The organism is Paenarthrobacter sp. TA1.8, from assembly GCF_048595705.1.
GTDB classification, from domain to species: domain Bacteria; phylum Actinomycetota; class Actinomycetes; order Actinomycetales; family Micrococcaceae; genus Arthrobacter; species Arthrobacter nitroguajacolicus.
The window spans coordinates 2,460,684-2,487,615 of record NZ_CP184287.1 but is presented as its reverse complement, the minus strand read 5'-3'; the positions used below and the strand labels follow the sequence as shown (position 1 = coordinate 2,487,615).

Below are 26,932 nucleotides of genomic sequence, written 5' to 3'. Positions count from 1 at the left end.
GCTAACTTGACCCTGAGGACAGCGGCAGGACTCCATGAATCTCTTCATCCGTTTCCTTGGTGTCATGGGCTGCGCGCCTATGAGGGGGCTGCTCAGGCCGCAGGGTATCTTTCCTCGAAGCTTCCTTCCGGCGTTTCCTGGTCATCAACAAGCCATCCACCAAGACAGACAGGACCAGAGTCAGTAACACTCCCCCAGCCCCGGCAATGAGGACCAACTGTGTGCGGGCCTTCACTTCGGGTACGGCCTGCCGGTCCACGAGAAGACTCATGGTGGTGATCCTTGCCGGCACAGCGACGTCGAGGGCAGCCTGCATGTCGTTGAGGGAGCGCGGAGTCTCGTCCATCACTGCCTTCAGGACTGCCATGGTCTCTTCGGGGTTGTCTGCAGTGGCAGTTATGACCAGGATCGCACCACTGGTGCCGCGGTCGGGTTCTGCGACGTAGGTTGCGGATCCGAAGTTCGCCAGGAGCCGTTCCTTCACAGGCTGTGACGTAATTTTGCGGATCAGGATGTCAAGGGCCTCGCTCATACCGCCCAGATAAAGATATGGATTTCCGGCGTCGCCAATGCTCTGGCTTGAGGGCATGAGGACCAGGCTTGCTTGGGATTTGTACTTTTCCGGCGCGCTCGTTTGGATTGACATGCACAGCAGCCCGGTAACGAGCATGCCCGCAACCACCAAGTACCACCGGCGTGCAACGCTCGCCAGAACAGTTCGCAACTGCATCATTTGCTCCCAATGTGACGGGGAGCGCGTTTACCGACCGGCTCCGTGGTTTGTTGCTCACCCAAAAGGGAAAGCAGTTTCTCTGCCCTTACGTCCCAGGTGTGCTGCTGCGCTGAGGATTGGATCCTTCGTCGCTGTTCGCACGTCAATTCCGTCTCCAAGCCTGATCGCACCAGATCAACAAAGTCCCGTGGAGTCGTGGCTATCTTCACGAAATCGGAGCTGATCCATCGCGTAGCCGGAAGGTCTGCCGCAACCACGGGCAGCCCGGAGGCGAGGTATTCGAGTGTTTTGAGGGGAAAGCTTGAACGGTTGAATTCCGAATCCGTGTAAGGGGTCAGACCTATGGCTGCCGTAGCCAGTACCCTGGCAACTTCCAGAGCGGACACCTCGCCGCGCCAATCAACATTGGGCCGGGACAAGAATTCGTCGAGGCTTCTTCGGGCGTGCTGTTCCCGTTCCGTCCTAGGACCCAGCACGATGACGGGAAGCTCCGTCCTGCCCAGATCGCTGAGTGTGGCAAAGTCAAGACGTTCATTGAGTTGGCCCACCAATACGGCGACCGGTTGACGGACTGTTCCGTATTCGGCCGGAACAGGTGTCCTGCATCCATTTGGTACGAACTCGACCTTACGGCCGGAGAATTCAGAGAACTTCTGAGCCAGTGCGGGCGACACTGCTGTGACGACGTCGGCCACAGCGATGTTGGACATGAGGACCCGCTCCAAATGTGTGCGCGATAAGCCCATGAGCTCCGCGGAGGCAAGCCAATCGTCGGTCAGATGTAGAAGACGTGGCACGGATAGTTCCCGGGGGAAATGAACCAATGGGGATGCATTGACCACCCCTGCCAGGCCGTCCCCCACCCTCCTCGCTGCCGACCGCATGGTCCATCGGGCGATCGCCTCGGTGGAACGTCGTACTACGGGGCGGCTGAAGCCGGGCAGGGAAGGCACGCGCAATCTGCTAACCGTGGGCGCCACGGTCTCAGGCACCCCACGGAAGCTGCTTACGGTGTGGCGACGTACGTTGCCATCCCTGGCGACAGAGACTGGTTGGTCAACCCAGAGAACCCTTGCGCGGACGCTCAAAGCCTCCGCCAAAAGCCTGTCTGTGCCAGGCACACCATCCCATTGGCCACCAGAGATGTACATGATGGTGCCGTTCATGCCTTCACCGCCGCGGGTGTGTTCGAAGCGGCCGTCATGGCAACAGGACGGGCATTGAAGTCCTCCCTTGGCAGCCGGCGCAGCACGCGCTGAGCACGTCGTTTCCCTACATAGCCGCAGTACCGGCCCATGGCTGCCACTTCCGACGCCAAGGTCGCGGCCAGACCGGGGCGGGCAGCGGCAAAATCCTGGTAAAGGCGTACCTGACGTTGAGCCGCGGAGTCCAATGAGTACCTCTCCTCGACGAGCTGCCGACCAAAGCCGCCCAAGTCGCGGCGAAGTTGCTCATCTTCCATGAGCGCTCGCAGGATGGCGAGCAAAGCTGTTTGTCCTTCACCGCCTGTACCCGGACCGGATCCGTACCATCCTTGCCACAGGAAGGTAGGTAGGGAATCGGGGGTGAGAAGTTCCCAAAACCCGCGCTCACCTTGGACCACAAGGGGCTTTCCGAAGGAAAGCCCGCGCAACGCTGAACCGCCCATCCCCAGCACCACATCAGCGGCAGCATAGACCGGCCGCGGGTCCGCGAGTTCACCCGTGAGGGTCACCGTCTCCCGCCCGGTGGCTGCATTGATAAGCGCAGCCCGGCTAGCGACTGAATCCAAGGCAGGACCTGTTCCCGTAATGATCAGCGTCACCGGATGTTCAAGGGACAACAGGCGGACGGCGTCCATGGCGCTCAGAAGGCCCTCAAGTTTCAGTTCCTGCGCCAGGCGTGAAACACAGACAACGGTGAGGGAACGGTCACTCAGTGCAAACTTGCGCCTAAATGCGTCCAAGCCCGTCGTCGCGGAAACCTGGTTGGCGTGCGTATCCACCGGCGGCTCCATGACGTGCACTTCTCCCCTGCCCCGGGAAGACTCCCATTGATGGATCTGCTCAGTACCCACCATGAGCGGCATGGACTTTGGAATGAACGGAGCGACAGCCATGGACATGACGGTGGCGACCGCGGTGGTGCCACCGACCACTTTGGAAGCAGCCAGGCACTCCAAGGCCGGTGGCCACTCGTATCCGTGAAGAACATCCACACCGCGCTCGCGGACAGTGCGTACCAGGGCGCTGATGACATTTGGCGAAGGGCGCTTTCCTGGAAGTGGTGCAGGAACATACTCCAATCCCAACTTAACAGCCGTTTGCGCCAGCGGACCCGGTTGCCCAAAGAGCAGAACGTCGTGCCCCAGTCGCTGTACGGCTGCGCCCAATTCAATTGCATTCAGCTGGCTGCCGCCCAGGCGGAGGTCGTGTGGATAAACGAGGATCTTCATGTCCAGGCCTCCTCAGGGGCACGGCCACGGCCCCAACGCCGGACATCGGCAATGTCCCGCCTCCCGAAAGCAAGAGTGAGGCCCATCGCCAGGACGCCCACACCAGCAGACAAGAGAACGGCCTCCATCGGTGACCGCACAGATTGGCTCAGGAGCGCGCAACCAACACCGGCAGCAACAGCCACCATGAAGGGCCGGAAAAGTCGAACGGCCAACGCCCGCAGTGAAACGTTCGCCCGCTTCAAGGCCCTGAGGTACATCGGTGACGTCACCACAACAGCAACCGCCACCGGCGCTGCAGCCAGTCCGGACATCCCGCCATAAATCGCCCCAACAATCAGGGCGGGGACCAAAGCTGCGAGCGCCATCAGTTGGACCGTGAAAATCGGACCGGACAACCCGAGAATGACCAGGTAGTCGTAAAACAGCTCGTGGAGCACCCGCACTGCGGTCAGCGGAGCCAACCAAAAAAGGGCGAGGCCGGCCGGAGCCCAGGCATCGCCATAAACCAGCATGACCAGTGGGACGGCACATCCCATCATTACCGCGCAGACCGGCAAAAGAACCGCCGCCAGCGCCCCCGTCAGGGACAACAACGCCGACTGCATGTCTCCAGGCTTGTCCTGCAACCTGGCAAAGGTTGCAGGTGCCACGCTCCGAAGGGGCGGGGACAACAAACTGGAAGGCCAGCCAGCCATGTTGAAAGCCATGACATACAAGCCCAACGCGACCGGCCCCAGCATCTTGCCCGCAACGAGTTGATCAACGTAGCCAACGGCAAAAACCACCGTGCTGGCACCGGCAAGTGGCAGCCCGAACGCCAGCAATTGCCTGGCAAGTTTCGGCGAGAATCCGAAGCGATAGGGCAAAGGCGAATAGATCAGGAACAGGACGCCGGCTACCAGGCTGGCCAAGACCCGCCCAACGGCAAGGCTCATGGCGCCCATCCCGGCGATCACCATGATCAGTGAGGCACCTGCCCCCAGCCAAACATTGACTTGGTCAATGACCATGCGCTGGCCTTGACGGAAGTTCCGTTGAAGCAGGGCTGCAGGGGTGGCTACCAAGCCGTTAAGCACGATGCAGACCGCCATGACCCGGACCACGTCAGTGGCTGCTTCATTTCCCATGGCGGCCGTGAAGTAGGGTGCAGCTGCATAGGAAACCCCGAACAGCAGGACGCTGCATGTTGCCGAAATAGTGGTGACGGTTGCCGCTATGTCCTTTGGGTCACCCGGCCAGCGAACGATCGCGAGACTGACTCCCAATTCGTTGAAGCTCAAGACCGCAACCAAAGCTACAAATGCTACGGCGTAGGTTCCGAATTCTTCGGGCCCCAGCAGGCGTGCCAGTGCGATTCCGATTCCGATCGTGCCCAGCTTCGTGATGAAAGCGTTGACCACGCTGATCACGAATGCCCTGGTCGGCGTTGGTGTCCGCCGGGGAGTCACCGGGTTCCGAAGTGTCACAGGACGCCCTCCAACTCAGGGGTATTTCCCCGCCGGATCACCCTTGCCGGCACGCCGGCCCACGTTTCGTCCTCGGGAACATCGGCAAGGACAGCGGCGCCCATGCCGATCATCGCTTTCGCGCCGATGGTCAGGCGCTCGCGGACACTGGCATTCATGCCGATGTAGGCGGCCCGGCCAACGTGGACGTTGCCGCCCAGGGACACCCCGGAGGCCAAGGTGGCGTAATCGCCGATGACGTCGTCATGTGTGAACGTGACCCCTGGCATTGCGACCACGTGTTCGCCGATGGTCACCGAAGCTGTCATGCTCACGTGGGCGAGGAGGATACTTCCCCGGCCAATCATGCAGCCCTCTGGAACGCGCACGGAAGGATCGATCGCTGTAGCGTAGCGGTCTTCGGCCAGCCCCAAGGCGCGGAGCCGCATCACCACGCTTTCGCGGCCGCTGCCGGATCCAATGCAGATCAGCAGCAGGGCGTGGGGGTAGTTCATAGCTTCCCGGACGGGACCGAGGACATGTGCCCCGTCCACCACGCGGCCCAGTTTGTCTTCGTCGTCGTCGAGGATCCCAATGACGTCGAAAGGCCCGCTGCTGCGGACCATGGCAAGGACCTCCCGGGCGAGGCCGCTTGCCGCGATGAGGAGTAGCTCGCTCATGGCTGACCCGCGGCTCGTAATACTGAGTCGATGACGCGGACTTGGTCGCCCAGCGCCAGTTGGTGGAAGAGGGGAAGTATGAGTGTGTGATCCGTCAACCACTCCGTTGCGTCCAGCCCGGCTGTGCCTGTGTCCGTGCCTGCGTACGCAGGCTGCCGGTGCGCTGCCATGATCCCGCGGCGGGCAGAGATGCCATCCGCGGCCAACCGTGCCATGAGGGCGTCCCGGCCCAGCGGGAACGCCGGGCCGACCTCCAACCAGCATGACTGGAAGTTGCTGATGCCATACTCCGGATCGCTTACCAGGCGTAGGCCTTCCACTCCGGCGAAGGCGTTTGCGTAAGTAGCGGCCAGTTCGCGCCGTCGCTGGACGGCGGCTTTGAGGCGGCCAAGTTGGACAATTCCGACGGCGGCCTGAAGGTCGGTCATGCGGTAGTTGAACCCGACCTCGAGGTACTCCTCCGCGGGGGCGAGCAGGCTGGCGTGGCGATCAGCGGCTGAAACGCTCATGGCATGTTCGCGGAGGCGCCGTGCCCTGTCGCCGTAATCCTGGCGCGGTGTGGTGATCATGCCGCCCTCACCGGTCGTGAGGATCTTGCGCGGGTGGAATGACCAAGCAGCCAACTCGGCGTTTGAACCTACGGGCTGTCCCCGGTATCTGGAGCCAATAGCACACGCGGCGTCTTCCACCACGATGATTCCCAGGGGATCACACAGCGCGCGGATAGGTTCCAGGTCAACCGGGACTCCACCTTGGTCGACGGCGATGACCGCTGTAGTAGCGGGAGTCAGGGCAGCCTTAACGGTTTCTGCAGTAACGCAGCCAGTGAGGATGTCGACGTCGGCGAAAACCGGCCGCGCACCCACGTACGTTGCGGCGTTGGCAGTAGCAATAAAGGAGAACGATGGCACCACCACGTCATCCCCGGCGGCGACGCCGGCAACGACGAGGGCCAGGTGGAGCGCGGAGGTGCAGCTCGACGTTGCCACCGCGAATCCAGCATGCTGCTCGGCGGCGAAGGCGTCCTCGAATTGCCGCACCTTGGGACCCTGGGCCACCCAACCGGAAGCGATGACCTCTGCGACAGCCTGGGCTTCTTCTTCGCCGAGCCACGGCTTCATGACGTCGATGCGGCCCAACCGGGTTTCGGAGATGGTCATCGCGCACCGACTGTCGGTGCGGGGCGGCTCATAGTGCGGGCGGCAGCAATCTCCGCACGAAGCGGGCGCCACCACGAGACCAGCGAGCGCAAGCCGTCTTCCAGGCCCACGGCTGCCTCGAAGCCCAGGTCTTCGCGTGCTGCCGTGACGTCGGCAAGGCGTCGGGCAACTCCGTTGACGGCACGTTCCGGACCATGTTCCAGGTGGAGGGGTGAAGCCATGACCTTGAGCAGTGTTTGCGCCAGCTCCGCCAGACTGGTCTCCGTACCGCTGGCCACGTTATAGACGCCCTCGCGTACATTGCTGACGGCGGCAAGGACGTTGGCCCTGGCGACGTCCGCGGTGTGGATGAAGTCCATGGTTTGCTGCCCGCTGCCGAAAATCAGTGGGGGCTGGCCATCCACTATGCGCTCCATCCAACGAACCAGGACTTCGGTGTAGAGCCCGTGCACGTCCATGCGGGGTCCATAAACGTTGAAGTACCTCAGGAGGACGTAGTCCAGGCCTGACATTGCGCGAAAGCTCCTCGCCATTCCTTCGTTGAAGGACTTCGCCGCACCGTAGAAGGTGTCGTTGTTGTGGTGGTGGTGGCTTTCCTTCGTGGGAAATTCCTCGGCCATGCCATAAACGGAGGCACTTGAGGCTGATATGAGTCGGTCTATTTTGTGGGCCGCAGCAGCCTCGTAAACGTTGAACGTTCCATCCACCAATACCTCGAGGGCCAACCGTGGTTCTTCCGCGCACTGGGTGATGCGGATGGCGGCTTGATGGAAAACCAGGTCCTTGCCATGGGTGAGGTCGTGGACGAGGTCGCGGTCACGGAGGTCGCCTTCGACCAGCCGTACCCTTTCGGTGGAGAGAGCTTCGTCGAGGTTTGCGCGGCGGCCGCGGACGAGGTTGTCCAGCACGTCTACGTGCGCCGCACCGGCGTCGAGCAGTTGGTCCACCAGCGTCGAACCAATGGTGCCGGCCCCTCCGGTGACCAGGACACTGGCCCCTAGAAGCTTTTTCACCGTGCAACCTGGAGAGAGACTTCATTCCCGGCGACGATTGTTGATTGACCGTCAGTGCTGAGGCTTTGCGTGACGGCTTCGAGAACGGACAAGACGCGGAGCCCGGATTCCCCGCTGGTCCGTGGCATGGTCCGGTTGCGGATGGAGGAGGCAAGTTCGCACACCACCTGGCCAAGGGGTTCGCGTTCCTGCAATGCCGGAGACCAAGTGTCGCCCAAGCGGTAGGAGATGGCGGAGGTCCGTTTGTCAGCTGCAGATCTGGGCTGATGCTCCAGGCTGACCCCGCGGTCGTACACGCTGAGGCGCTGCTGGGGATTGAGGTCGTCCCACACCAGGGTCCTCTTTGACCCTCCGATGATCATTTGCCGGATCTTTGTGGGGCTGAGCCAATTCACGTGGATATGGACCATGGCATCGTTGGGCAGGCCGAAAGTGAGGTGTCCGACGCAGTCCCTGCCAGTTCCCAGGGGATCCGCGCCGTGAGCGGATATTTCCGTGGGATGCAAGCCACCCGGCAGGACGAAGTCCAGGATGGAAAGGTCGTGGGGCGCCAGGTCCCAGAAAACGTTGACGTCCGGTTGGACGAGTCCAAGATTGATGCGGACGGAATCCACATACAAAATGTCGCCCAGGGCACCGCTGGCTACCAGTTCCTGGATCTTGAGGACCGCTGGTGTGAAGCAGTAGGTGTGGTCTGCCATGAGGACCAATCCCCTGGCCTTCGCTTCCTCCACCATCTCCAGGCCCTTCGCACGGCTGTCAGCCAACGGCTTCTCCACCAGGACGTGTTTGCCGGCGCGCAGGGCAGTCATCACCACTCCGTGGTGGGTATGCGCCGGCGTAGCTACTGCAACGGCGTCCAGGTTGTACGTGTCAAGCAGTTCGTCCAAGGATTCGACGACGGCCACTCCGCCAACCGTCTCCGCGAGCCTTAGCCCTCGTTCGACGTCGAGGTCGCAGATGGCAACGAGATCCCAGTCAGGGCTGGCTTTGAGGTTCCGGGCAAGATTGGGGCCCCAGTATCCTGCCCCGACTACCGCAATGCGGAGCCTGGGCTGTGGGCCGTGGCCGTTGAGTTGTCCTGATGGAATCGTTCGTATGCTCATTTCCCACTCTGCTTCTGTGTTGACAGCGCGATTCGCTTGGTTTGTTGCAGTTATTGGCTAATAGGCCCCGGAAGGTTGAATCATTGCCCTGAACGTCCGCCACATGATCATCAGGTCTCCAGCTATGGACCAGTTCTCCACGTAATAGAGGTCCAGCCGTACGGCCTCGTCCCATGGAAGGTCCGACCGCCCATTGATTTGCCATAGGCCCGTGATACCGGGCTTGATGAGCAGCCGACGATGCGTATGGCGTTCGTAGCCGCTGACTTCACGGGCCAACGGCGGCCGCGGTCCCACCAGGCTCATGTTGCCCACAAGGACATTCCAGAACTGTGGCAATTCATCGAGGGAGTACTTACGCATCCAACGCCCGCACCTGGTAACACGGGGGTCGCCGCGGATCTTGAACAGGACGCCGGCGCCTTCATCCTGGGTGCTAAGTTCCTCCAGGCGGGATTCGGCGTCCACCACCATGGAACGGAACTTCAGCATGTGGAAGGTAGCGCCCCTCCTGCCGACCCGTTCCTGGCGAAAAAGTACAGGCCCGGGGCTGTCCTGGTGAACTATGGCTGCCATGAGCAGCAGGATCGGTGACAGGACCAGCAATGCCGACGCCGAGACGGTAATGTCCATCAAACGCTTGAGTGTGTGCTTACCCCCGGAGTAGTGCGGGATGTCCACGTGCATCAGGGGAAGTCCCTCGACCGGGCGCCAGTGGATCCGCGGACCGGCCACGTTTGTCAGGGCCGCAGCGAGCACAAGTTCCGCGGAATTTTCCTCCAGCCGCCACCCGAGCTCCTGGATGAACTGGTTTCCACCGGGCACGGGGCCGGCCACAATCACCGCGTTGGCGCCCGTTTGCCGGACGGTGTGGGCGATCCCGTAGATCGAAGAAAGAACAGGGACACGGAGGTGGTCCACCTTCAGGACCGCACCCCGCCGGGCCCCTGGAAGGCATGCTCCGAGGATGTCGTACGCGGTGCCGGACTTTCGGTTGATCTGCTTGATGACATACCGAACGTCTTGGGGCTCACCTACAACGATCGCCCGGGAGAGGCAGCGGCCGCGGGACTTTTCGTGGCTCAGCCACCGGCGGAAGCTCCACCTGCTGCCGGTGAGCGCCACCAGGCCAAGCGGCAGGGAGACGAGTACGAATGAGCTGACAGCATCAAGCCGGAAAACCACGGCCACGATGCCCAGGAAGCCAAAGACACGAAAACTTGCCGAGAGGACGCGCTTGTATTCCTCGGGACCTACGCCCAGGACTTTCGGATCGCGGGTGCGGTAGACCTCCAACGAACCCAACCAAACCAGTCCAAGAATCAGTGCCATCACCAGATGACGTGTGTAGGCAGGACTCTCCGCAGCCAGGGTCAGGCCATTGGTGTTGAGAACGAAACCGGCGAAAACAGCGGCAGTAACGAGCGCCATGTCCGTCATGCGAAGACTGTTGGTCAGTGAATGCGCCCAGTCGGTCCTGCCCCGGCGGGGGAACGTGATCCGAGGGGTCCTGCGGGTGGCTGGCGACACGAAGTCCAGGGTGACCTCGGAGTTCGGTGCCGCCAGTCCCGCCTTCTCAGTCCGTTGTGCAGCAACGGACTTGTCAATCCAGGGAGACACCGGCGGATTGACGTCGGCGATGGCAGTTTTTGCGGGAAAGACTGAACCCGCCAAGGCATGGTCCGCACCAGTGGGTGCCGCTACCTTGCCCGTACGCAAGACTGGAACTTTCACCATGTCAGCCTTCTTTGCAGACCTGCCATTGCCTACTTATCAGTGAAGCGGCGGCGGTCAGGAGGCGCACCAGTAGTCGGTACTCAAGTTTGCGCAGGTTTACCCATTGCACCTACGTGCGAGTACCTAGCCGGCGACGGCGGCACTACGTGCTTTCGTGGCGCGCAGGAGGGCAAAAGCCGCGGAAATCCGGGCTGGAACCAGCACAAAAGCTGCCGGAAGGGAGCACAAAAAACCGGCCACCCCAAGGTGGCCGGTTCATTAGGACAGTTAGTCCTCTACGATTTCCATGTCTTCGTCCAGGACGTCCTCATCTTCTTCATCTTCGTCGTCGAAGACTTGGAGCGGAGTAACCTCGGAGTACGCCTCGTACAGCGCATCTTCATAAACTTCGAAGGCATCGGCAACGGCGAAAAAAGCCGCTTCGACATTGGGGTCACCTTCGCCCCTGCGCGCTGATGCGGCGGCCAGATGTTCTTCCAGGGCGGCGGTCAGTGATTGAAGCGCGACACGCGGATCGATGCTCATGACTTCACGTTAGCCGGAAAAGGACGAAAATGGAGAGGGATGAGAGAACAATTTCCGGGCAGCTCCGTTGAGCGCCAACGAGACTACGCACGTCAGTACGAATACCTCGTACTGACGGTGGGACCTGACGATTCACTGCCGGAAGCCCGACGCCGACTCGCCGAGCATTCCGAATACGGCAAGTGGGAACTCGAGCGCAGCGTGCTCTACCTCGGAGGCGGGCGCCGCTTCTGGTTGCGCCGCAAAGTCTATTCCGTGCAGCGAACTGTCTGAACACAGCGGCATCACGCATTCAGGTTTTACCGCTGGTCCTCCAGCGGACCCAACCATGCGTTCGCCACAGTGTTATGGGCGGATTCATCGTTGGAAGGATGGAAGATGCCTGCCAGGACGTCCCTGTAGAGCCGCTCCATCTCAGACCCACGGAAGTAGCTGGATCCTCCCGTGACACGGATCGCCAAGTCCACTACGTGGCGTGCGCTCTCCGTTGCCCGGGACTTTAGTCCCACAAGTTTGGGGAACCATTGGGCTTCGTGGTCCACCAGGTTGTCCACATCGCGGGCCAGGGAAGAGATTTGGGGTGCGATTCCGTCCATGGCCAGGGCAGCGTCTGCCACCTTCCAACGGATATCCGGGTCCTGGGCGTAGCTCCGGCCACCGTGTTTGGCTGAAACCCTTCGCTTGACGTTCGCTACGCCAAGGGTAAATGCGCGCTCGGCAACGCCCGTGTACACAGCGGCGAGCAACGTCTCGAAGCACGCGAAGATCGCGAAGATCAACAGGTCCTTGTTGGGTCCCACGGGGAGCTTGCGAAAGATCCGTTCTGCCGGAATCACGGCTCCGTGCAGGAGGGTGGTGTTGGACGCGCTGGCACGCATACCCAGGGTGTCCCAGTCGCTCAGGGTTTCGTGGCCCGGGTCGTCGCGGCGGAGAAAGCCAAAGACGAGCTCACCCTCACCGTCCCTGGCGTCGGCATCCTTGCCGAATGTTCCCAGCCGGGTCCAGCCGCGTGAGAGGCTGGTGAAGATTTTCCGGCCAGTGAACCGGTAGCTCCCGTCAGGAAGCGGCTCGGCAACCGTGCCGGAATCGAACAACATGGAATCATTGCCGGCCTCGGAAATGCCGAAAGCAAAGACCTCACCCTGCCCCGCCTCCTTCAACACGAAATCCAGGGATCTGTCCCCTCGGGCCGTCAGGACCTGCGCGACGCCGGTCCACACCAAGTGCATATTCACCGCCAGCGCTGTGGCCGGGGCAGCCGTGGCGAGACGTTGCTGCAACGCAGCCACCGATTCGAGCCCGAGCCCGAAACCGCCGTCGGCCTCCGGCACGAACAGCTTCAGGTAACCGGCGGCTGCCAGGTCCTCCAGGTCCTCGTGGAAGAACTGGTTGTTCTGGTCGTAACCTGCGGCGCGGCCACGCAGCCGTTCTAGCAGTTCGTCGGGCAGAATTTCTTCGGGAGTCATGATGGTCCTTCGGGTGCTTGCCTTAGTAGTTGCCGAACCCTTTAGTAGTTGCTGAGCAGGGTGTTCAGGACCCGTGCGCCGAACTGGAGGGACTCGGCCGGCACGCGCTCATCGACGCCGTGGAACATCCCTGTGAAGTCGAGTTCGTCGGGCAGCATCAGCGGAGCGAAACCGTATCCGGTGATGCCGATCTTGCTCAACGACTTATTGTCCGTGCCCCCGGAAAGCGTATAAGGGAGGACCTTGGCGCCCGGGTCCTCGGAGTGCAGGGCATCGATCATGGAGTCCACCAGGTTCCCTGCAAAGGGCACCTCCAGGGAAACATCCTTGTTGACGTAGCTGATCTCAATGCCGTCCCCGGCGAGTTCCTTGATGGTCTCGAACACCAGTTCCTGCTGCCCCGGAAGTGTTCGGCAGTCAACGAACGCCTCGGCCGACTCGGGAATGACGTTGTGCTTGTAGCCCGAGCGCAGGAACGTGGGGTTGGAAGTGTTCTGTAGTGTGGCACCGACGAACCGGGCCACAGTGCCAAGTTCCTTGAGGAGGATGTCCGGGTTGTCGGCGTCGAACTCGACTCCCGTCAGTTCGGTGACGCCGTCCAGGAACTGTCGCGTGGTTGGCGTCAGTTCCACGGGCCACTTGTGTTCACCGATCCTGGTCACAGCGGCGGCAAGCCGCGTAACGGCGTTGTCAGTATTGATCTGGGAACCGTGGCCCGCCCGGCCGTGCGCTACCAGCCGCAACCAGGACAATCCCTTCTCGGCAGTCTGCAGCAAGTAGGTCCGTTGTCCGCCAATAGTGGCGGAGAATCCGCCGACTTCCGAGATCGCCTCAGTGGCGCCGTCGAAAAGTTCACGTCGGTGCTCGACGGCGTACCTGGCACCGTAGGTGCCGCCGGCCTCCTCATCTGCGAAGAAAGCGAAGATGATGTCGCGTTTTGGCTTCCGGCCCGTCCTGGCAAAGTTGCGCATGACTGAAAGAATCATAGCGTCCATGTCCTTCATGTCCACGGCGCCGCGGCCCCAGACCAGGCCATCTTTCAGTTCGCCGCTGAACGGGTCCACACTCCATTGGTCCTTGAGCGCGGGGACAACATCCAAGTGCCCATGTACTACCAGGGCGTCGGCCGAGGGGTCTTCGCCGGTCATGCGGGTTACCACGTTGGCGCGGCCCGGGGCGGACTCGAAGATCTCGGCCTCAAGTCCGACTTCGGTGATCAGCCCGGCCGTGTACTCTGCTGCCGCGCGCTCCCCCGGGCCCGAGTCGTCTCCAAAGTTGGAGGAGTCGATGCGGATGAGCTCCTGGCAGATCCGGACAACTTCGTCTTCGGGGCGGATGACAGACATGGAAACTCTCCTTGCGTGGCTGGGCTGCAGGTTCCGGTGACGCGCGCTGTGGTTCTCCCAGCATTTCCGTCCCGTGTCCCCTCAGCCTACCCACCAGTGGCGGGAGACGTCCGGAATGTGGATAAGCGCACGCACCGGGGCGACATCGGATGTTCCCGGACCAGGGCCGATTTTTCAGCTACCTGAAACCGTGTTAGAGTTTTTCTCGCTGCTTCGGAGGAAAGTGAAGCACCGCAAGGTGCAAAATGGACCATCTGAACACCACCTGCGCGGGTGGCGGAATGGCAGACGCGCTAGCTTGAGGTGCTAGTCCTCGAAAGGGGGTGGGGGTTCAAGTCCCCCTCCGCGCACAATCACAAGGCCTGAAATCCACGGATTTCGGGCCTTGTTTGTTTCTCCTGATCTACTTTGGCGAGAACAGCATGCGAGCTTAGTCACAACTGTTTCCTTACTTGTCGTTAACGAAGAAATGGCGGCAGTCACCTTCAGGTGGCTGCCGCCATTTCCCGTTGCGGCAGCTTATGCCAGAGCAACAACACTTCCGGCAAAGTGCCGCCTGCCGCTGCGGGGATTCCACGCAACGTAGTCCGAGCGCTCCCAGCTTCCCGAATCCGCTTGCACCGTGGTGATGTCCAAGGCAACACGCGCTGGAAGGAACACAGGGGCTTCGAAGGCAACGTCCCAGGTAAAGGCATCCGACTTCACGGCCCCGACGTCGGCAAGTGCACGCGAGGCCAGATACATTCCGTGCGCGATTGATCCCCGCAGTCCCAAGGCTTTGGCCGAAAGGACGCTCAAGTGGATCGGATTGAAATCGCCCGACACGGTAGCGTAGCTCCTTCCGGTATCCAGTCCGAGTTGCCACAGCGCAGTGGGATCAGGCGGCGAAAAGTCGCCGGCAAATGCGCCATTCGGGCTGCCTGGCTTGTCGATACCCGGCAGGAAGACACCTTTGGCTAAGTACGTGGACACGCCGCGCCACATCAAGTCACCGCTGGAACCGGAACGGACCTCGGCCACTACATCCAGCTGGGTTCCGGCCCTGTGGCCGGCAAGGTTCTCCGCCCAGGAACGGATGTCCAGTTGCTCGGAGAACTGGATGGGTACCAGTTGTTCGATACGGTTCTTCAGATGAATCATGCCAAGAAGCGGCAGCGGAAAGTCTTCACGATTCATGACGCTCATGGATACGGGAAAAGCCAAAGCATGGACGTAGCCGGCAGGGAGGGTGTCCCTGGCGGTCTCACCCACCAAATGTTGGTAGGCGGTCAGATTTTCGACGTCGGCCCGCACCCCCCTGACCTCGTGGCTGACCGCAGGAAGCCGCTTCTTCCCGGAGGATGCTCCCAGAACCCGACGGCGGGCTGCTGCGGTAGCGGCGTTGACATACAACTTGGAGAGCGACGGAAGCTCGCCAAGGACAACCGGCTGGGGATGGTTCATGCTCCCACCAGTTGTTGCCCGCACACGCGCAGTACCTCACCGGAGATTCCACCGGCAGCATCGCTGGAAAGGAACGCGATGGCCTCTGCCACATCCTGGGGCTGGCCGCCCTGCTTGAGGGAGTTGAGCCTGCGAGCCGCCTCGCGGATTGCGAAGGGCATCTTGGCCGTCATCTCAGTTTCGATGAAACCAGGAGCTACCGCGTTGATGGTCCCACCGAAAGGTTCCATCAGGGCAGCCGTGGATCTCACCATGCCTATGACACCACCCTTGGATGCGCCGTAGTTGGTCTGGCCCCTGTTTCCGGCGATGCCACTTGTGGATGCGACTGACACAATGCGCGGCGATTCTTTGAAATGCTCCGACGCCAGAAGTGCCTCGTTGATTCTCAGCTGTGCCGCGATGTTGACAGCAATGACTGATTGCCAGCGGCCCTCGTCCATGTTGGCAAGCAGTCGATCACGGGTAATCCCTGCGTTGTGCACCACGATGTCGAGCCGGCCGTGGCGTTCCACGGCATGTTCGATGATGCGGTGTCCGGCGTCATCCCTGCTGATATCAAGCTGCAGGGCCGTCCCGCGTACCTCGTTGGCTACAGCTGCCAAGTGGTCCCCTGCAGCCGGGATGTCCACGGCCACGATCTTGGCCCCGTCGCGGTGCAGGGTACGGGCGATGGCTGCACCGATCCCCCGCGCTGCGCCGGTAACAACTGCTACTTTTCCGGCGAGCGGCTTGTCGGCGTCGTTGGGCAAGCTGCCTGACGTTGAGCGGACGGTCAGGAACTGTCCATCCACATAAGCGGAGCGGCCCGAGAGGAAGAACCTCAGGGCCCCCAGTGCCGAAGGGCTGGTGGTGGCGAGCTGGCCATCCAGGAGAATGCCGTTGGCCGTGGCCCCCGCGCGTAGTTCCTTGGCGAGAGACCGCAGGAATCCATCAATGCCCTGCCGCGCAGCAGCAGACGCCGGAGTCGGGGCTGACTGCGAAGTCCGCGATATGGTGATGACACGGCCGTTGGGCGAGAGGTCCCGCAGGGATGCGCCAGCGGTAAGGACCGATTTTCCCAGGTCCCCGGGGTGCTGGACTGCATCAAGTACCAGGATGATTGCCCCAAGTTTCTCCTTGGGCAGCGCGTTGCGGCGGACGTCCAAACCCCAACCAAGCAGGGTGGTGGCAATGTCATCTGCCCCTGCACTGTCGCCACTGACCAAGACCGGGCCCGTGATGAGCGGTGCGCCGGGTTTGTGGCGTCGAAGCACCACGGGCTGGGGCAGGCCCAGCTTCTTGGCTACGTCCTTCCCCAGTCCCTGACTTACCAGCTGTGTGTACCTGTCTGTCATCGCACTCCCCCTATGCTGCTTCGAGAATCGCAACAACGCCCTGACCGCCGGCGGCGCATACGGAAATCAGGCCCCGCGCAGGGCGGCCATTAACGGTGCCCTTCTCATGCAGCATCTTCGCAAGTGAAGCTACGATCCTGCCACCCGTAGCCGCAAACGGGTGGCCGGCAGCCAACGATGAGCCATTGACGTTGAGCTTGGCACGGTCCACCTTTCCCAGCGCGCCGTCAAGTCCCAGGCGCGTCCGGCCGAACTCTTCGTCTTCCCACGCGGCCAAGGTACTGAGGACGGTTCCGGCGAAGGCTTCATGAATTTCGAAGAAGTCGATGTCCTCGAAAGTGAGGCCGTGCCGAGCCAGCAAGCGGGGAACCGCGAAGACCGGCGCCATGAGGAGGCCGTCCTTGCCGTGAACGAAGTCGACGGCGGCCGCTTCGCCGTCCAGGACTGTGGCGAGCTTCGGCAGCCCGTGGGCGTCTGCCCATTCTCCGGTAGCCAGGAGGACGGTTGATGCACCGTCCGTCAGGGGTGTGGAGTTGCCCGCGGTCATGGTTGCTTCGGAGCCAAGGTTCTTGCCGAAGACGGGCTTAAGGGTGGCGAGCTTCTCCAGCGTGGTGTCTGCACGCAGGTTGGAGTCCCGGTTAAGCCCGCGGTACGGGGTGATCAGGTCATCGAAGAAGCCCCGTTCGTAGGCGGCAGCCAGGTTGCGGTGGCTGTTAAAAGCAAGCTCGTCCTGCGCTTCCCGGGAGATTTTCCACTGCGCAGTAGTGAGGGCCTGATGTTCGCCCATGGACAGCCCTGTGCGGGGCTCACCGGTGTTGGGAGCATCGGGGGCCAGATCCTTGGGGCGGATCCGGCCGATGATCTTCAGCTTTTGCACGGTGGTCTTTGCCCGGTTCAGGTCAAGCAGTATTTCGCGCAATCCCTCACTGACGGCGATCGGGGCATCAGAGGCCGAGTCCACACCGCCGGCGATCCCCGAGTCAATTTGCCCCAACTTGATCTTGTTGGACAACCCAAGAACGGTCTCCAACCCGGTTGCGCAGGCTTGTTGGAGGTCGTATGCAGGGGTTTCGGGCGACAAAGCCGAGCCGAGGACAGCTTCCCGTGTGAGGTTGAAGTCCCTTGAGTGCTTAAGCACTGCTCCGGCTGCGACCTCTCCGATGCGTTCGTCCTGGAGTCCGAACCTGGCCACCAGCCCCTCCAGGGCCGCGGTCAGCATGTCCTGGTTGGAGGACTTTACATAGGCGCCGCCGGTTCTTGCGAACGGAATGCGGTTGCCGCCCACGATGACCGCCGAGCGTGTTGATTGCGGGCCAGTGGTCGGTTCCAGGGGCCCGTCCGTAGTCACGTCTGCTGTAGCCATGCTTGTCTCCTTCGATCATTGCCAGTTACTGATACCCAGCGTACCTGATACGCTGGGTATCGTGAACAGTCGCGATGAAGAATCCGCCGGTGCCGCCGGCTCGGCACGGGTTGCAATTGAAGTCCCCTTGGCCGGCGAAGCCGAAGCCATGGTTGATGGACGTGCGGCCCGATGGCAGTCCCATCGTGAGGAGCGCCGGCGTGAACTCATCAAAGCCGCGCGAAAGGCTGTTCATAGGCTCGGAAGTGAAGCCTCCATGGAGGACATAGCCGGCTCCGCGGGGACATCCAAATCGGTCTTCTATCGCTATTTCGGGGACAAGGCAGGTCTTCAGCAAGCCATGGGTGAAGTGGTGCTGGGGCAGATGCAACGCCGCATGCAGGAGGCCGCCCAATTGGCGCAAACCCCGCGGGAGGGACTCTTCGCCATGGTTTCCGCCTATCTGCAGATGGCCGAATCCAGCCCCAACGTATACGCCTTCATCACCCGGCTTACCCCCGGGGAGGCCTCGGCGCAGGACGCTATCGCGGCCTCAGGTGCCCTGGGTAACTTCTTCGAACAAATTACGGACATGATCGCGACTCCCATGCGGGAACACCTGGGCGAAGAGAAGGAAGCGGTCATCGTTTACTGGCCTACGGCCGCTATCGGACTCGTGAGGAACGCCGGAGAAATGTGGCTGGGAAGTCCTGCCGGCAGCACTAAGCCCGATCAGGCAACCATGGCCGGGCAGATTACGGATTGGCTGTGCCTCGGCATCGCCCCGGAGCTCAAAAGCAGCACGTGAGACCAGCAATGACTCATCAGTTGTCGGAACCAAAGAAGGAAGCAACATGACTGAAGTAGTGGACCGGGCCTCATCCGCCCAGCAACCCGCCGGCCGCAAAGAGGCTGCCACTGGCGCAGACCCGGTGGTCGACGTCGCCGCCCTCGGGGAGCAGCTCCTTGGAAAATGGGCTCATATCCGCCACGAAGCCCGCAAGGTGGCAGGCAATCCAGCGGTGCAAAAGATCGAGGGCCTGCACCACACCGAGCATCGTGCACGGGTGTTTGAGCAGTTGAAGTTCCTGGTGGATAACAACACCGTCCACCGCGCCTTCCCAACCAGGCTGGGCGGCTCCGACGATCACGGCGGCAACATCGCCGGTTTCGAAGAGATCGTTACAGCCGACCCCTCCCTTCAGATCAAGGCCGGCGTCCAGTGGGGCCTCTTCGGCTCCGCTGTCATGCACCTCGGCACGGCGGAACATCAGGACAAGTGGCTCCCCGGCATCATGAGCCTGGAGATCCCAGGCTGCTTTGCCATGACGGAAACCGGCCACGGCTCCGACGTCGCCAGCATTGCCACCACGGCTACGTACGACGAAGCGAGCCAGGAATTCGTCATCACCACACCCTTCCGTGCGGCATGGAAGGACTACATTGGCAATGCAGCCAAGGATGGCCTGGCCGCCGTGGTGTTCGCCCAGCTGATCACCAAGAACGTCAATCACGGCGTCCACGCCTTCTATGTGGAACTCCGCGATCCTGTCACCAAGGAATTTCTCCCGGGCATCGGCGGTGAAGATGACGGCATCAAGGGTGGACTGAACGGCATTGACAACGGCCGATTGCACTTCACGTACGTACGCATTCCCAGGACCAACCTCCTGAACCGCTACGGCGACGTCGCTCAGGACGGCACGTACTCCTCCACCATTGAGAGCCCGGGACGCCGCTTCTTCACCATGCTCGGCACTCTGGTCCAAGGCCGTGTTTCCCTCGACGGCGCCGCTGTGGCCGCGAGCAAGGTGGCCCTCAAGACAGCTATTCAGTACGCCACCGAGCGCCGGCAGTTCAATGCTTCGTCCAGCACCGATGAAGAGGTCCTGCTGGACTATCAGCGGCACCAGCGCCGGTTGTTCACCCGCTTGGCCACCACCTACGCGGCCAGCTTCGCCCACGAACAGCTCCTGCAGAAATTCGACGACGTCTTCTCCGGCGCACACGATACAGATGCCGACCGACAGGACCTGGAAACGCTGGCGGCCGCGCTCAAGCCCCTTAGCACCTGGCATGCCTTGGACACTTTGCAGGAGTGCCGCGAAGCGTGCGGCGGAGCCGGCTTCCTGATCGAGAACCGCTTTGCCTCCTTGCGTGCGGACCTCGACGTGTATGTCACGTTTGAAGGTGACAACACAGTGCTGCTGCAGCTGGTAGCCAAGCGGCTCCTGGCTGACTACGCCAAGGAATTCCGTAGCGCCGACTTTGGTGTTCTTGCCCGTTATGTAGTTGATCAGGCCGCCGGTGTGGCTCTGCACCGGACGGGCCTCCGGCAGGTTGCCCAGTTCGTGGCTGATACCGGCTCGGTCCAGAAGGCGGCTTTGGCGTTGCGCGACGAGGAAGGCCAGCGCACGCTCTTGGCTGACCGCGTTCAGTCAATGGTCGCCGACGTCGGTGCTGCACTGAAGGGAGCCAATAAACTTCCACAGCACCAGGCCGCAGCCCTGTTCAACCAGCACCAACACGAACTCATTGAAGCCGCCCAGGCGCATGCGGAACTTCTTCAGTGGGAGGCCTTCACCGAGGCCCTCACCCATGTATCGGATGAGGGAACCAAGCGCGTCTTGACCTGGCTGCGCGACCTGTTCGGCTTGTCCCTGATCGAGAAGCATCTCTCCTGGTACCTGATGAACGGAAGGCTCTCGATGCAGCGTGGCCGGACCGTGGGCACCTACATCAACCGACTCCTGGTCAAGATCCGTCCTCACGCCGTAGACCTCGTGGACGCCTTCGGCTACGGCCCTGAGCACCTTCGCGCCTCCATCGCTACCGGCGCAGAAGCCGTCCGGCAGGATGAGGCGCGCGAGCACTTCCGCGAGCTGCGGGCCAACGGCAACGCCCCCGCGGACGAGAAAACGCTCTTGGCGCTGAAGGCATCCAAGGCCCGTTAGCAGGAGTTCCCTGCCGCGCGGTGAACAATTGCGGAACTCTTGAAAACCTCGACGGCGCCGTCCCCACCAAAGGGGGCGGCGCCGTCGTGGTTTGGCCTGCTACCGGGAGGCCAGGGATCTAGCGCAGGACTGACCGGTAGACCTCAAGGGTTGTTTCGGTGATGGACTCCCAGGAGAAGTGTTCTTCCGCACGGCGTCGTCCAGCAATGCCCATCTCACGGGCGCGCGCAGGATCGGCCACTACCTCGTTCAGGGCTGCAGCGAAGTCGCTGACGAACTTCTCGGGATCCAACGGCGTCCCGGTCCCGTCAGTGACCTGCTCCAGTTGGACGAGGAGCCCGGTTTCGCCATGCTGGACCACTTCCGGAATGCCGCCTGTGGCACTAGCCACCACTGCAGCACCACATGCCATGGCTTCGAGGTTCACGATGCCCAGGGGCTCGTAAATCGAGGGGCAGGCAAACGCGGTGGCATGGCTGAGGACCTGGATAAGCTCCTTCCGGGGCAGCATCCGCTCGATGAGGATGACACCCTCACGCTTTGCCTGCAGTTCCTCAATAAGGCGTGCAGTTTCAGCGGCAAGTTCGGGAGTGTCCGCAGCCCCGAGGCACAGCACCAATTGGACATCTTCGGGCAGGCTTGACGCGGCACGGAGCAGGTACGGCACACCCTTCTGGCGGGTGTTGCGGCCAACGAAGACCACGCTGGGCTTGGCGGGATCGATACCAAGCGCGCGGATCGCATCATCCTCCTCATCACGCTCCCATAGGGAGACATCGATGCCGTTGTGGACCACGCGAACCTTGTCCGGATCCACGTTGGGGTAGCTGCGGAGGATGTCCTGACGCATGCCATCGGAGACGGCAATGATAGCGGCGGCTGCCTCGTACGCTGTCTTCTCCACCCAGGAGGACAGGGCATAGCCGCCCCCAAGCTGTTCGGCCTTCCAAGGACGCAGGGGCTCCAGGCTGTGGGCGCTGAGCACGTGCGGGATGCCGTGCAGCAGCGACGCGAGGTGGCCGGCCATGTTGGCGTACCAGGTGTGCGAGTGGACAACGTCCGCTCCCGCAATGTCCGGAACTATCCTCAAGTCCACGCCGAGGGTCTGGATGGCGGCGTTGGCTTCGCCGAGGTCTTCGGGCGTGGCGTAGGACGCCACGGAAGCCCCATGATAGTCGGCATCACGGGGCGCGCCGAACGCCCTGACATGAAGGTCGACGTGCTTTGCCAGCACCCGGCTGAGCTCGGCAACGTGGACACCGGCACCGCCGTAAATTTCCGGAGGGAATTCTTTAGTCACAATGTCTATTCGCACGCTAACCAACGTAGTCGTTCCGGCGTATGTGTTCTAGTGTGAAAGAGTCCGGAAAATCGGACTTTTGGGGGATACGAAGACGTACGGGGAGCTGTGACCATGGCGTTGAAGAAAGTTTTGGCAATCGTATTGGCAGGCGGAGAGGGCAACCGACTCATGCCGCTGACGGCGGATCGGGCCAAGCCCGCGGTTCCGTTCGCAGGCGGCTACAGGTTAATTGACTTTGCACTATCCAATCTCGTTAATTCGGGATATTTGAAAATCGTCGTGCTGACGCAGTACAAATCGCACAGCCTTGACCGGCACATCTCTGAAACCTGGCGTATGTCCACGCAACTGGGCCGCTATGTGGCTTCTGTTCCGGCGCAGCAGCGCGTGGGCAAGAGCTGGTTCCTTGGCAGTGCCAACGCAATTTATCAATCGCTGAACCTCATCCATGACGACGCCCCGGACATCGTGGTAGTGGTCGGCGCTGATCACGTGTACCGCATGGACTTCTCCCAAATGGTGGAGCAGCACATTGCCAGCGGGGCCAAAGCGACAGTTGCTGCAGTGCGGCAGCCACTGAACATGGCCAACCAGTTCGGTGTGATCGAGGTAGACCAGAACGATCCCCAAAAAATTGCGGCCTTCGTGGAAAAGCCGGCCAGCACCCCCGGACTGGCAGCCGACCCCACGCAGTTCCTCGCCTCCATGGGCAACTACGTCTTTAATGCAGATGCCCTCGTTGAAGCCTTGCACGTGGACGCGGAAAGACTTGATACCAAACACGACATGGGCGGGGACATCATTCCCTACTTTGTGGATCAAGGCGAAGCCGGCGTGTATGACTTCACGCTCAACGACATCCCAGGCGCCACCGAGCGCGACCGGACCTACTGGCGCGACGTCGGTACCATCGACTCGTTCTACGACGCACACATGGACCTCATCTCCCCCGTGCCGATCTTCAACCTCTACAACTCCGAGTGGCCGATCTACACCCGCCAGAGCATCTCGCCCCCTGCAAAGTTTGTCCGTGGCGAGAACAACACGGTGGGAACGGCCCTCGATTCCATTGTTGCCAGCGGCGTGGTGGTTTCCGGTGGCATCGTTGAAGGGTCCGTAATCTCCAACGACGCCTATGTGGCGGCCGGCAGCCGTGTCCAGGACTCTGTGTTGATGGATAAGGTCCGTGTCGGCGAAGGCGCCGTGATCAAGCGGGCAATCCTGGACAAGAACGTCAAGGTCCCCGCCGGCGCGGCCATCGGTTTGGACCCTGCCTTGGATAAGGCGCGGGGCTACAAGGTCACTGAGTCGGGCATTACCGTGCTTGCGAAGGGCCAGGTTGTTCCGGAGCCCGGCGAGGCAGAGCTGGCGCTTTCGGCGCAACATCGCCGTGGGCTGCCGGAAGCTGTCAAGGCGGCCACCCATGATGATCCCGACATCCGTGACTCCGCCGAAAAGGTAGCGGCGGGCATCCAGTCACGCGTGGCCGACGCCGCAGCCCAGGGTGCCTCACATTAGCCCGAACGTACCCGGCTGACGTTGGCAGAACCCGAGGCAGGCCTCAGGCTCCCAAGGCTGTAAAATCAGGTCAATGAGCTCCACCGATCTGACGCCTGAAGAGATCCAGGCCTGCCTCAAGGTTCTGACCACGATCCACGTCTACGACGAAGAGCACCCGGACTACGTTGCTGTCCGCCGTGCCACCGGCAAGATGTTCAAAGCCGTCAAACGCCACCGCCGTGTCACCAAACGTGACTCCATTGCCGAGGCTGACCGCGCTGTCCTCGCTCTGACGGCTACCGCCGCGCCGGATCGCATTGACGACGAAACCCGCGGCAACAAGCTGGAGCCTTCAGCCACTGGCGAGATCGCAGGGCACCTCATCCGGTCGCGTCCCTGCTATATCTGCAAGAAGCACTACACGCAGGTTGACGCCTTCTACCACCAACTCTGCCCTGAATGCGCGGCGTTCAGCCACAGCAAGCGCGATGCGCGCACGGACCTCACGGGACGCAGGGCATTGCTGACCGGCGGACGCGCCAAGATCGGCATGTACATTGCGTTGCGCCTGCTCAGGGATGGCGCCCACACCACCATCACTACCCGTTTCCCCAAGGACGCCGCGCGACGCTTTGCTGCCATGGAAGACAGCGGAGAGTGGCTCCACCGGCTCAGGATTGTTGGCATAGACCTCCGTGACCCGGCACAAGTCATGGCGTTGACCGACTCGCTCAACGAGGCCGGCCCGTTGGACATCATCATCAACAACGCAGCTCAGACCGTCCGGCGCTCCGGCAGCGCTTACAAGCCCTTGGTCGACGCAGAGGACGAGCCGCTGCCTGCGGCCCTTGAAGCTGCCAACGGGGGCCCCGAGCTGGTGACCTTTGGTCATGCGCATGACAAGCACCCGCTTGCCCTCGCCAGCAGCGTCACCGAGCACCCGGTCCTGGCGGGCGACGCGATCACCTCGCTGGCGCTCTCCACCGGCTCGGCATCATTGGAGCGTATTGAGTCAGGAACGGCGATCGACGCCGGTGGCTTGGTTCCGGACCTCGCGTCCATCAACAGCTGGACCCAGGTGGTGGACGAGGTGGATCCCTTGGAGATGCTCGAAGTCCAGCTCTGCAACGTCACGGCACCCTTCCTGCTGGTAAGCCGCCTTCGCGATGCCATGAAGCGATCCACGGCCCACAGGAAGTACATTGTCAACGTCTCAGCCATGGAAGGGCAGTTCTCCCGTGCCTACAAGGGCCCTGGACACCCGCACACCAACATGGCCAAAGCCGCGCTTAACATGATGACCCGGACCAGCGCACAGGAAATGCTGGATTCCGATGGCATTCTCATGACCGCGGTCGATACCGGATGGATCACTGACGAACGGCCGCACTACACCAAAGTCCGGCTCATGGAAGAAGGATTCCATGCTCCGTTGGACTTGGTGGACGGCGCCGCGCGTGTCTACGACCCCATTGTGATGGGCGAAAAGGGCGAGGACCAGTACGGTGTCTTCCTCAAGGATTACAAGCCCTCCCCCTGGTAGAAAGTTTGAGTACAGATGAGGCCCTTAAGATCTACTCTTAAGGGCCTCATCTGTACAAAATACTTATGCGAGGCGGGTGATCTCCACTGAAACGGAGAGCCCCGAGCCGCCTCCACCGGACAGTATTCCCTTCAGCGGGGGAACATCGCGATAGTCGCGGCCCCGAGCCACTGTGACATGGTAGTCACCTGCCGGCTTGTGGTTGGTGGGGTCCCAGCTTCGCCATTCGCCGTCCCACCATTCCAGCCAGGCGTGGGATTGTCCGGCAACAGTTTCGCCGATGTCCGCCGAGGAACGGGGGTGGATGTATCCCGAAACGTAACGGGCAGGAATGCCACTGCAGCGTAAGGCGCCGATGGCCAGGTGGGCCAGGTCCTGGCATACTCCCTGACGCTGGGACCACGCCTGTTCGGCATTCGTGGTGACCCCGGTAGTGCCCTTCATGTAGGTCATCTCGCCGGCCATCCACGCAAAGACTGCCATTGCGGCCTCGTGGGGGTTCTTTCCCTTGACGATATCCGGGATGATCTCCAGGACTTCCTCACCAGGCCCGCTGAGCCGGGATTGGGGCAACCAGTCGCTGAATTCGTCCTGGACCTTCTCCGAGGCTATGACGTCCCATCCCACAATGTCGTCCTCGGTTGCCACCCGTTCGGTGCGGTGCACTTCAACGGTGGCCGTCGCAAGGACCTCAAGGCTCTCATGTGGCATCTGCATATCGAACGCAGTGACCCGCGTTCCCCAGTAATCACGGTAGTTACTGACAGAGGCTTGGTTGGGTGAGACCTTCAGCGAGGCCTCGAGGACAACTTGCTGACCGTCGGTCAGCGGCGTCATCCGGGCCTCGTTGTAGGACAAGGTCACGCGGCGATTGTACTTATAGGCAGTCTTGTGAACGATGCTCAGCCGGGTCATGAAACTTCTCCCACCCAGGCGTGCTCATCAGCCTGATTGAAGTACTTACGGGAAATTGCGTCCGAGGCCTGCGTCACGGCCTTCTGCACACGTTCCATGTGTTCAGGCAGTTCGGACATGAGGTCGTCTGTGCGGTGGAACTCAAGGAAGGTTCGGGCCTGACCCACAATTCGGCGGGCGTCGTTGATGAATCCCACGCGCTGCGCCGACGGATCCAGCTTGGCGAGGCACTCGTCGGCATCGCGCAACGCATAGACAATCGAGCGCGGGAACAACCGGTCCAACAGCAGGAACTCCGCCGCGTGCTGGTCCCCGAACGCTGCCCTGCGGGTGCGGATGAAGGACTCGTAAGCTCCCGCACACCGCAGCATGTTGACCCACGACATTCCAGCGGACTGAACGTCGCGTGTGGACAACATGCGGGCAGTCATATCGGCCCTTTCCAAGGAGCGGCCGAGCACCATGAACAACCAGCTCTCGTCGTGGCTGACCGTAGTGTCCGCGAGACCGCGGACCATGGCGGTCCGCTCCAAAACCCAGTTGCAGAAACGGTAGGTTCCCACAACGTCCTTGCGGTGTTGGTTGAGGCCGTAATACGTGGTGTTGAGGCTTTCCCAGAGGGACTGGGAGACAGTTTCGCGCGCCCGTCGTGCATTCTCGCGGGCTGCACCCAATGAACCTGCTATGGATGACGCGCTGTGCTTGTCATAGGCCAGGGCGTGCAGGAGCTCGGGAAGGCCGAAGTCTTCGCTTTGCGGCTTGGCGCCCATCACGGCGAGGAGCTCCCGGGCGACGCTGCGCTGTTCCTCCAGGGGCAGGTGGTTCAGGCGTTCAAGGTGCACATCCAAAATCCTGGAAGTACCGTCGGCGCGCTCTACGTAGCGTCCAATCCAGAAGAGTGACTCAGCAATGCGGCTCAGCATGGAACTGCCTCCTTCGCGTGGTGC

The 26,932-nt window shown here is 61.7% G+C and carries 23 protein-coding genes and 1 tRNA gene; 6 read left to right on the top strand and 18 right to left on the bottom strand.

Annotation, left to right across the window (positions count from 1 at the left end; translation table 11 throughout):
* Nucleotide 1 precedes the first annotated feature (1 nt).
* The 10 genes from ACNAOT_RS11450 to ACNAOT_RS11405 all read right to left on the bottom strand — a co-directional run bounded on the left by ACNAOT_RS11450 (nucleotide 2) and on the right by ACNAOT_RS11405 (nucleotide 10,836).
* Nucleotides 2-730, bottom strand: coding sequence for a hypothetical protein (locus ACNAOT_RS11450; protein ID WP_420178115.1), 729 nt, complete (start codon nucleotides 728-730; stop codon nucleotides 2-4).
* Entirely contained in the window at nucleotides 730-1,899 is a 1,170-nt protein-coding gene (locus tag ACNAOT_RS11445) for a glycosyltransferase (RefSeq protein ID WP_420178114.1), read from the bottom strand. Before ACNAOT_RS11445 ends, ACNAOT_RS11450 begins: the two co-directional genes overlap by 1 nt.
* Nucleotides 1,896-3,167, bottom strand: coding sequence for a glycosyltransferase family 4 protein (locus tag ACNAOT_RS11440; protein ID WP_420178113.1), 1,272 nt, complete (start codon nucleotides 3,165-3,167; stop codon nucleotides 1,896-1,898). Before ACNAOT_RS11440 ends, ACNAOT_RS11445 begins: the two co-directional genes overlap by 4 nt.
* The gene (locus ACNAOT_RS11435; protein WP_420178112.1) at nucleotides 3,164-4,636 is read right to left on the bottom strand and encodes an oligosaccharide flippase family protein; all 1,473 of its coding nucleotides are present in this window, start codon (nucleotides 4,634-4,636) and stop codon (nucleotides 3,164-3,166) included. Before ACNAOT_RS11435 ends, ACNAOT_RS11440 begins: the two co-directional genes overlap by 4 nt.
* Nucleotides 4,633-5,295, bottom strand: a complete 663-nt coding sequence (locus ACNAOT_RS11430) for an acetyltransferase (RefSeq protein ID WP_420178111.1) — start codon at nucleotides 5,293-5,295, stop codon at nucleotides 4,633-4,635. The genes ACNAOT_RS11435 and ACNAOT_RS11430 overlap by 4 nt, the downstream gene beginning before the upstream one ends.
* Nucleotides 5,292-6,455 carry a DegT/DnrJ/EryC1/StrS family aminotransferase gene (locus ACNAOT_RS11425; protein ID WP_420178110.1) on the bottom strand — a complete coding sequence of 388 codons (1,164 nt, stop codon included), beginning with the start codon at nucleotides 6,453-6,455 and terminating at the stop codon, nucleotides 5,292-5,294. Before ACNAOT_RS11425 ends, ACNAOT_RS11430 begins: the two co-directional genes overlap by 4 nt.
* Nucleotides 6,452-7,468, bottom strand: a complete 1,017-nt coding sequence (locus ACNAOT_RS11420; protein WP_420178109.1) for an NAD-dependent epimerase/dehydratase family protein — start codon at nucleotides 7,466-7,468, stop codon at nucleotides 6,452-6,454. Before ACNAOT_RS11420 ends, ACNAOT_RS11425 begins: the two co-directional genes overlap by 4 nt.
* On the bottom strand, nucleotides 7,465-8,574 hold the full coding sequence (locus ACNAOT_RS11415) for a Gfo/Idh/MocA family protein (protein ID WP_091470710.1): 1,110 nt from the start codon (nucleotides 8,572-8,574) through the stop codon (nucleotides 7,465-7,467). The genes ACNAOT_RS11420 and ACNAOT_RS11415 overlap by 4 nt, the downstream gene beginning before the upstream one ends.
* A gap of 57 nt (nucleotides 8,575-8,631) precedes the next feature.
* Nucleotides 8,632-10,311, bottom strand: coding sequence for a sugar transferase (locus ACNAOT_RS11410; RefSeq protein WP_420178108.1), 1,680 nt, complete (start codon nucleotides 10,309-10,311; stop codon nucleotides 8,632-8,634).
* 267 nt (nucleotides 10,312-10,578) lie between these two features.
* Nucleotides 10,579-10,836, bottom strand: a complete 258-nt coding sequence (locus ACNAOT_RS11405; RefSeq protein WP_091470707.1) for a hypothetical protein — start codon at nucleotides 10,834-10,836, stop codon at nucleotides 10,579-10,581.
* A 39-nt stretch (nucleotides 10,837-10,875) separates the two neighbouring features.
* On the opposite strand from ACNAOT_RS11405, the gene ACNAOT_RS11400 reads away from it, so the two are divergent.
* On the top strand, nucleotides 10,876-11,109 hold the full coding sequence (locus tag ACNAOT_RS11400; protein WP_017200923.1) for a DUF5703 family protein: 234 nt from the start codon (nucleotides 10,876-10,878) through the stop codon (nucleotides 11,107-11,109).
* A gap of 26 nt (nucleotides 11,110-11,135) precedes the next feature.
* On the opposite strand, the gene ACNAOT_RS11395 is transcribed toward ACNAOT_RS11400, so the two are convergent.
* Both ACNAOT_RS11395 and ACNAOT_RS11390 read right to left on the bottom strand, forming a co-directional pair.
* A complete protein-coding gene (locus ACNAOT_RS11395; RefSeq protein WP_420178107.1) occupies nucleotides 11,136-12,302 on the bottom strand; it encodes an acyl-CoA dehydrogenase family protein in 1,167 nt (388 codons plus the stop codon).
* 41 nt (nucleotides 12,303-12,343) lie between these two features.
* Nucleotides 12,344-13,648, bottom strand: coding sequence for a M20/M25/M40 family metallo-hydrolase (locus ACNAOT_RS11390; RefSeq protein ID WP_091470704.1), 1,305 nt, complete (start codon nucleotides 13,646-13,648; stop codon nucleotides 12,344-12,346).
* A 267-nt stretch (nucleotides 13,649-13,915) separates the two neighbouring features.
* Between ACNAOT_RS11390 and ACNAOT_RS11385 the strand changes: the two genes are divergently transcribed.
* Nucleotides 13,916-13,998 (top strand) — tRNA-Leu (locus ACNAOT_RS11385).
* A 169-nt stretch (nucleotides 13,999-14,167) separates the two neighbouring features.
* Here ACNAOT_RS11385 and ACNAOT_RS11380 read toward each other — a convergent pair.
* From ACNAOT_RS11380 to ACNAOT_RS11370, 3 genes are read right to left on the bottom strand one after another with little or no spacing between them, the layout of a single operon-like run.
* Nucleotides 14,168-15,091, bottom strand: a complete 924-nt coding sequence (locus ACNAOT_RS11380) for a MaoC/PaaZ C-terminal domain-containing protein (RefSeq protein WP_420178106.1) — start codon at nucleotides 15,089-15,091, stop codon at nucleotides 14,168-14,170.
* Nucleotides 15,088-16,428: a 3-oxoacyl-ACP reductase gene (locus tag ACNAOT_RS11375; RefSeq protein ID WP_420178105.1), complete on the bottom strand. Its 1,341-nt coding sequence runs from the start codon at nucleotides 16,426-16,428 to the stop codon at nucleotides 15,088-15,090. Before ACNAOT_RS11375 ends, ACNAOT_RS11380 begins: the two co-directional genes overlap by 4 nt.
* Nucleotides 16,429-16,438: 10 nt before the next feature.
* Nucleotides 16,439-17,791 (bottom strand): acetyl-CoA C-acetyltransferase, encoded by a 1,353-nt coding sequence (locus tag ACNAOT_RS11370; protein WP_179016610.1) that lies wholly within the window; start codon nucleotides 17,789-17,791, stop codon nucleotides 16,439-16,441.
* Nucleotides 17,792-17,939: 148 nt separating this feature from the next.
* Here ACNAOT_RS11370 and ACNAOT_RS11365 point away from each other — a divergent pair, with 148 nt between their 5' ends.
* Both ACNAOT_RS11365 and ACNAOT_RS11360 read left to right on the top strand, forming a co-directional pair.
* Nucleotides 17,940-18,578, top strand: coding sequence for a TetR family transcriptional regulator (locus ACNAOT_RS11365; RefSeq protein ID WP_370629151.1), 639 nt, complete (start codon nucleotides 17,940-17,942; stop codon nucleotides 18,576-18,578).
* Between the two features lie 46 nt (nucleotides 18,579-18,624).
* A complete protein-coding gene (locus tag ACNAOT_RS11360) occupies nucleotides 18,625-20,724 on the top strand; it encodes an acyl-CoA dehydrogenase (RefSeq protein WP_420178104.1) in 2,100 nt (699 codons plus the stop codon).
* 118 nt (nucleotides 20,725-20,842) lie between these two features.
* Here ACNAOT_RS11360 and glgA read toward each other — a convergent pair whose 3' ends face one another.
* The gene (gene glgA / locus ACNAOT_RS11355; RefSeq protein WP_091470696.1) at nucleotides 20,843-22,039 is read right to left on the bottom strand and encodes a glycogen synthase; all 1,197 of its coding nucleotides are present in this window, start codon (nucleotides 22,037-22,039) and stop codon (nucleotides 20,843-20,845) included.
* 93 nt (nucleotides 22,040-22,132) lie between these two features.
* Between glgA and glgC the strand changes: the two genes are divergently transcribed.
* Together glgC and ACNAOT_RS11345 are read left to right on the top strand one after the other, a co-directional pair.
* Nucleotides 22,133-23,545 carry a glucose-1-phosphate adenylyltransferase gene (glgC, locus tag ACNAOT_RS11350; RefSeq protein WP_208295846.1) on the top strand — a complete coding sequence of 471 codons (1,413 nt, stop codon included), beginning with the start codon at nucleotides 22,133-22,135 and terminating at the stop codon, nucleotides 23,543-23,545.
* 73 nt (nucleotides 23,546-23,618) lie between these two features.
* Entirely contained in the window at nucleotides 23,619-25,070 is a 1,452-nt protein-coding gene (locus tag ACNAOT_RS11345) for an SDR family NAD(P)-dependent oxidoreductase (RefSeq protein WP_420178103.1), read from the top strand.
* Nucleotides 25,071-25,133: 63 nt separating this feature from the next.
* Here the strand turns inward: ACNAOT_RS11345 and ACNAOT_RS11340 are convergent, their stop codons facing one another.
* Nucleotides 25,134-25,985 (bottom strand): transglutaminase family protein, encoded by an 852-nt coding sequence (locus ACNAOT_RS11340; RefSeq protein ID WP_091470691.1) that lies wholly within the window; start codon nucleotides 25,983-25,985, stop codon nucleotides 25,134-25,136.
* On the bottom strand, nucleotides 25,982-26,908 hold the full coding sequence (locus ACNAOT_RS11335) for an alpha-E domain-containing protein (protein ID WP_014921898.1): 927 nt from the start codon (nucleotides 26,906-26,908) through the stop codon (nucleotides 25,982-25,984). Before ACNAOT_RS11335 ends, ACNAOT_RS11340 begins: the two co-directional genes overlap by 4 nt.
* Nucleotides 26,909-26,932: the final 24 nt, after the last annotated feature.

Bases quoted from the DNA above. Each gene is read 5' to 3' on its own strand.
- ACNAOT_RS11430 (WP_420178111.1), bottom strand. From the start codon at position 5,295: ATGAGCGAGCTACTCCTCATCGCGGCAAGCGGCCTCGCCCGGGAGGTC.
- ACNAOT_RS11425 (WP_420178110.1), bottom strand. From the start codon at position 6,455: ATGACCATCTCCGAAACCCGGTTGGGCCGCATCGACGTCATGAAGCCG.
- ACNAOT_RS11390 (WP_091470704.1), bottom strand. From the start codon at position 13,648: ATGTCTGTCATCCGCCCCGAAGACGAAGTTGTCCGGATCTGCCAGGAG.
- ACNAOT_RS11360 (WP_420178104.1), top strand. From the start codon at position 18,625: ATGACTGAAGTAGTGGACCGGGCCTCATCCGCCCAGCAACCCGCCGGC.
- ACNAOT_RS11440 (WP_420178113.1), bottom strand. From the start codon at position 3,167: ATGAAGATCCTCGTTTATCCACACGACCTCCGCCTGGGCGGCAGCCAG.
- ACNAOT_RS11345 (WP_420178103.1), top strand. From the start codon at position 23,619: ATGAGCTCCACCGATCTGACGCCTGAAGAGATCCAGGCCTGCCTCAAG.
- ACNAOT_RS11370 (WP_179016610.1), bottom strand. From the start codon at position 17,791: ATGGCTACAGCAGACGTGACTACGGACGGGCCCCTGGAACCGACCACT.
- ACNAOT_RS11410 (WP_420178108.1), bottom strand. From the start codon at position 10,311: ATGGTGAAAGTTCCAGTCTTGCGTACGGGCAAGGTAGCGGCACCCACT.
- ACNAOT_RS11335 (WP_014921898.1), bottom strand. From the start codon at position 26,908: ATGCTGAGCCGCATTGCTGAGTCACTCTTCTGGATTGGACGCTACGTA.
- ACNAOT_RS11380 (WP_420178106.1), bottom strand. From the start codon at position 15,091: ATGAACCATCCCCAGCCGGTTGTCCTTGGCGAGCTTCCGTCGCTCTCC.
- ACNAOT_RS11450 (WP_420178115.1), bottom strand. From the start codon at position 730: ATGCAGTTGCGAACTGTTCTGGCGAGCGTTGCACGCCGGTGGTACTTG.
- ACNAOT_RS11375 (WP_420178105.1), bottom strand. From the start codon at position 16,428: ATGACAGACAGGTACACACAGCTGGTAAGTCAGGGACTGGGGAAGGAC.
- ACNAOT_RS11365 (WP_370629151.1), top strand. From the start codon at position 17,940: ATGGTTGATGGACGTGCGGCCCGATGGCAGTCCCATCGTGAGGAGCGC.
- ACNAOT_RS11395 (WP_420178107.1), bottom strand. From the start codon at position 12,302: ATGACTCCCGAAGAAATTCTGCCCGACGAACTGCTAGAACGGCTGCGT.
- ACNAOT_RS11415 (WP_091470710.1), bottom strand. From the start codon at position 8,574: ATGAGCATACGAACGATTCCATCAGGACAACTCAACGGCCACGGCCCA.
- ACNAOT_RS11400 (WP_017200923.1), top strand. From the start codon at position 10,876: ATGAGAGAACAATTTCCGGGCAGCTCCGTTGAGCGCCAACGAGACTAC.
- ACNAOT_RS11340 (WP_091470691.1), bottom strand. From the start codon at position 25,985: ATGACCCGGCTGAGCATCGTTCACAAGACTGCCTATAAGTACAATCGC.
- ACNAOT_RS11445 (WP_420178114.1), bottom strand. From the start codon at position 1,899: ATGAACGGCACCATCATGTACATCTCTGGTGGCCAATGGGATGGTGTG.
- ACNAOT_RS11405 (WP_091470707.1), bottom strand. From the start codon at position 10,836: ATGAGCATCGATCCGCGTGTCGCGCTTCAATCACTGACCGCCGCCCTG.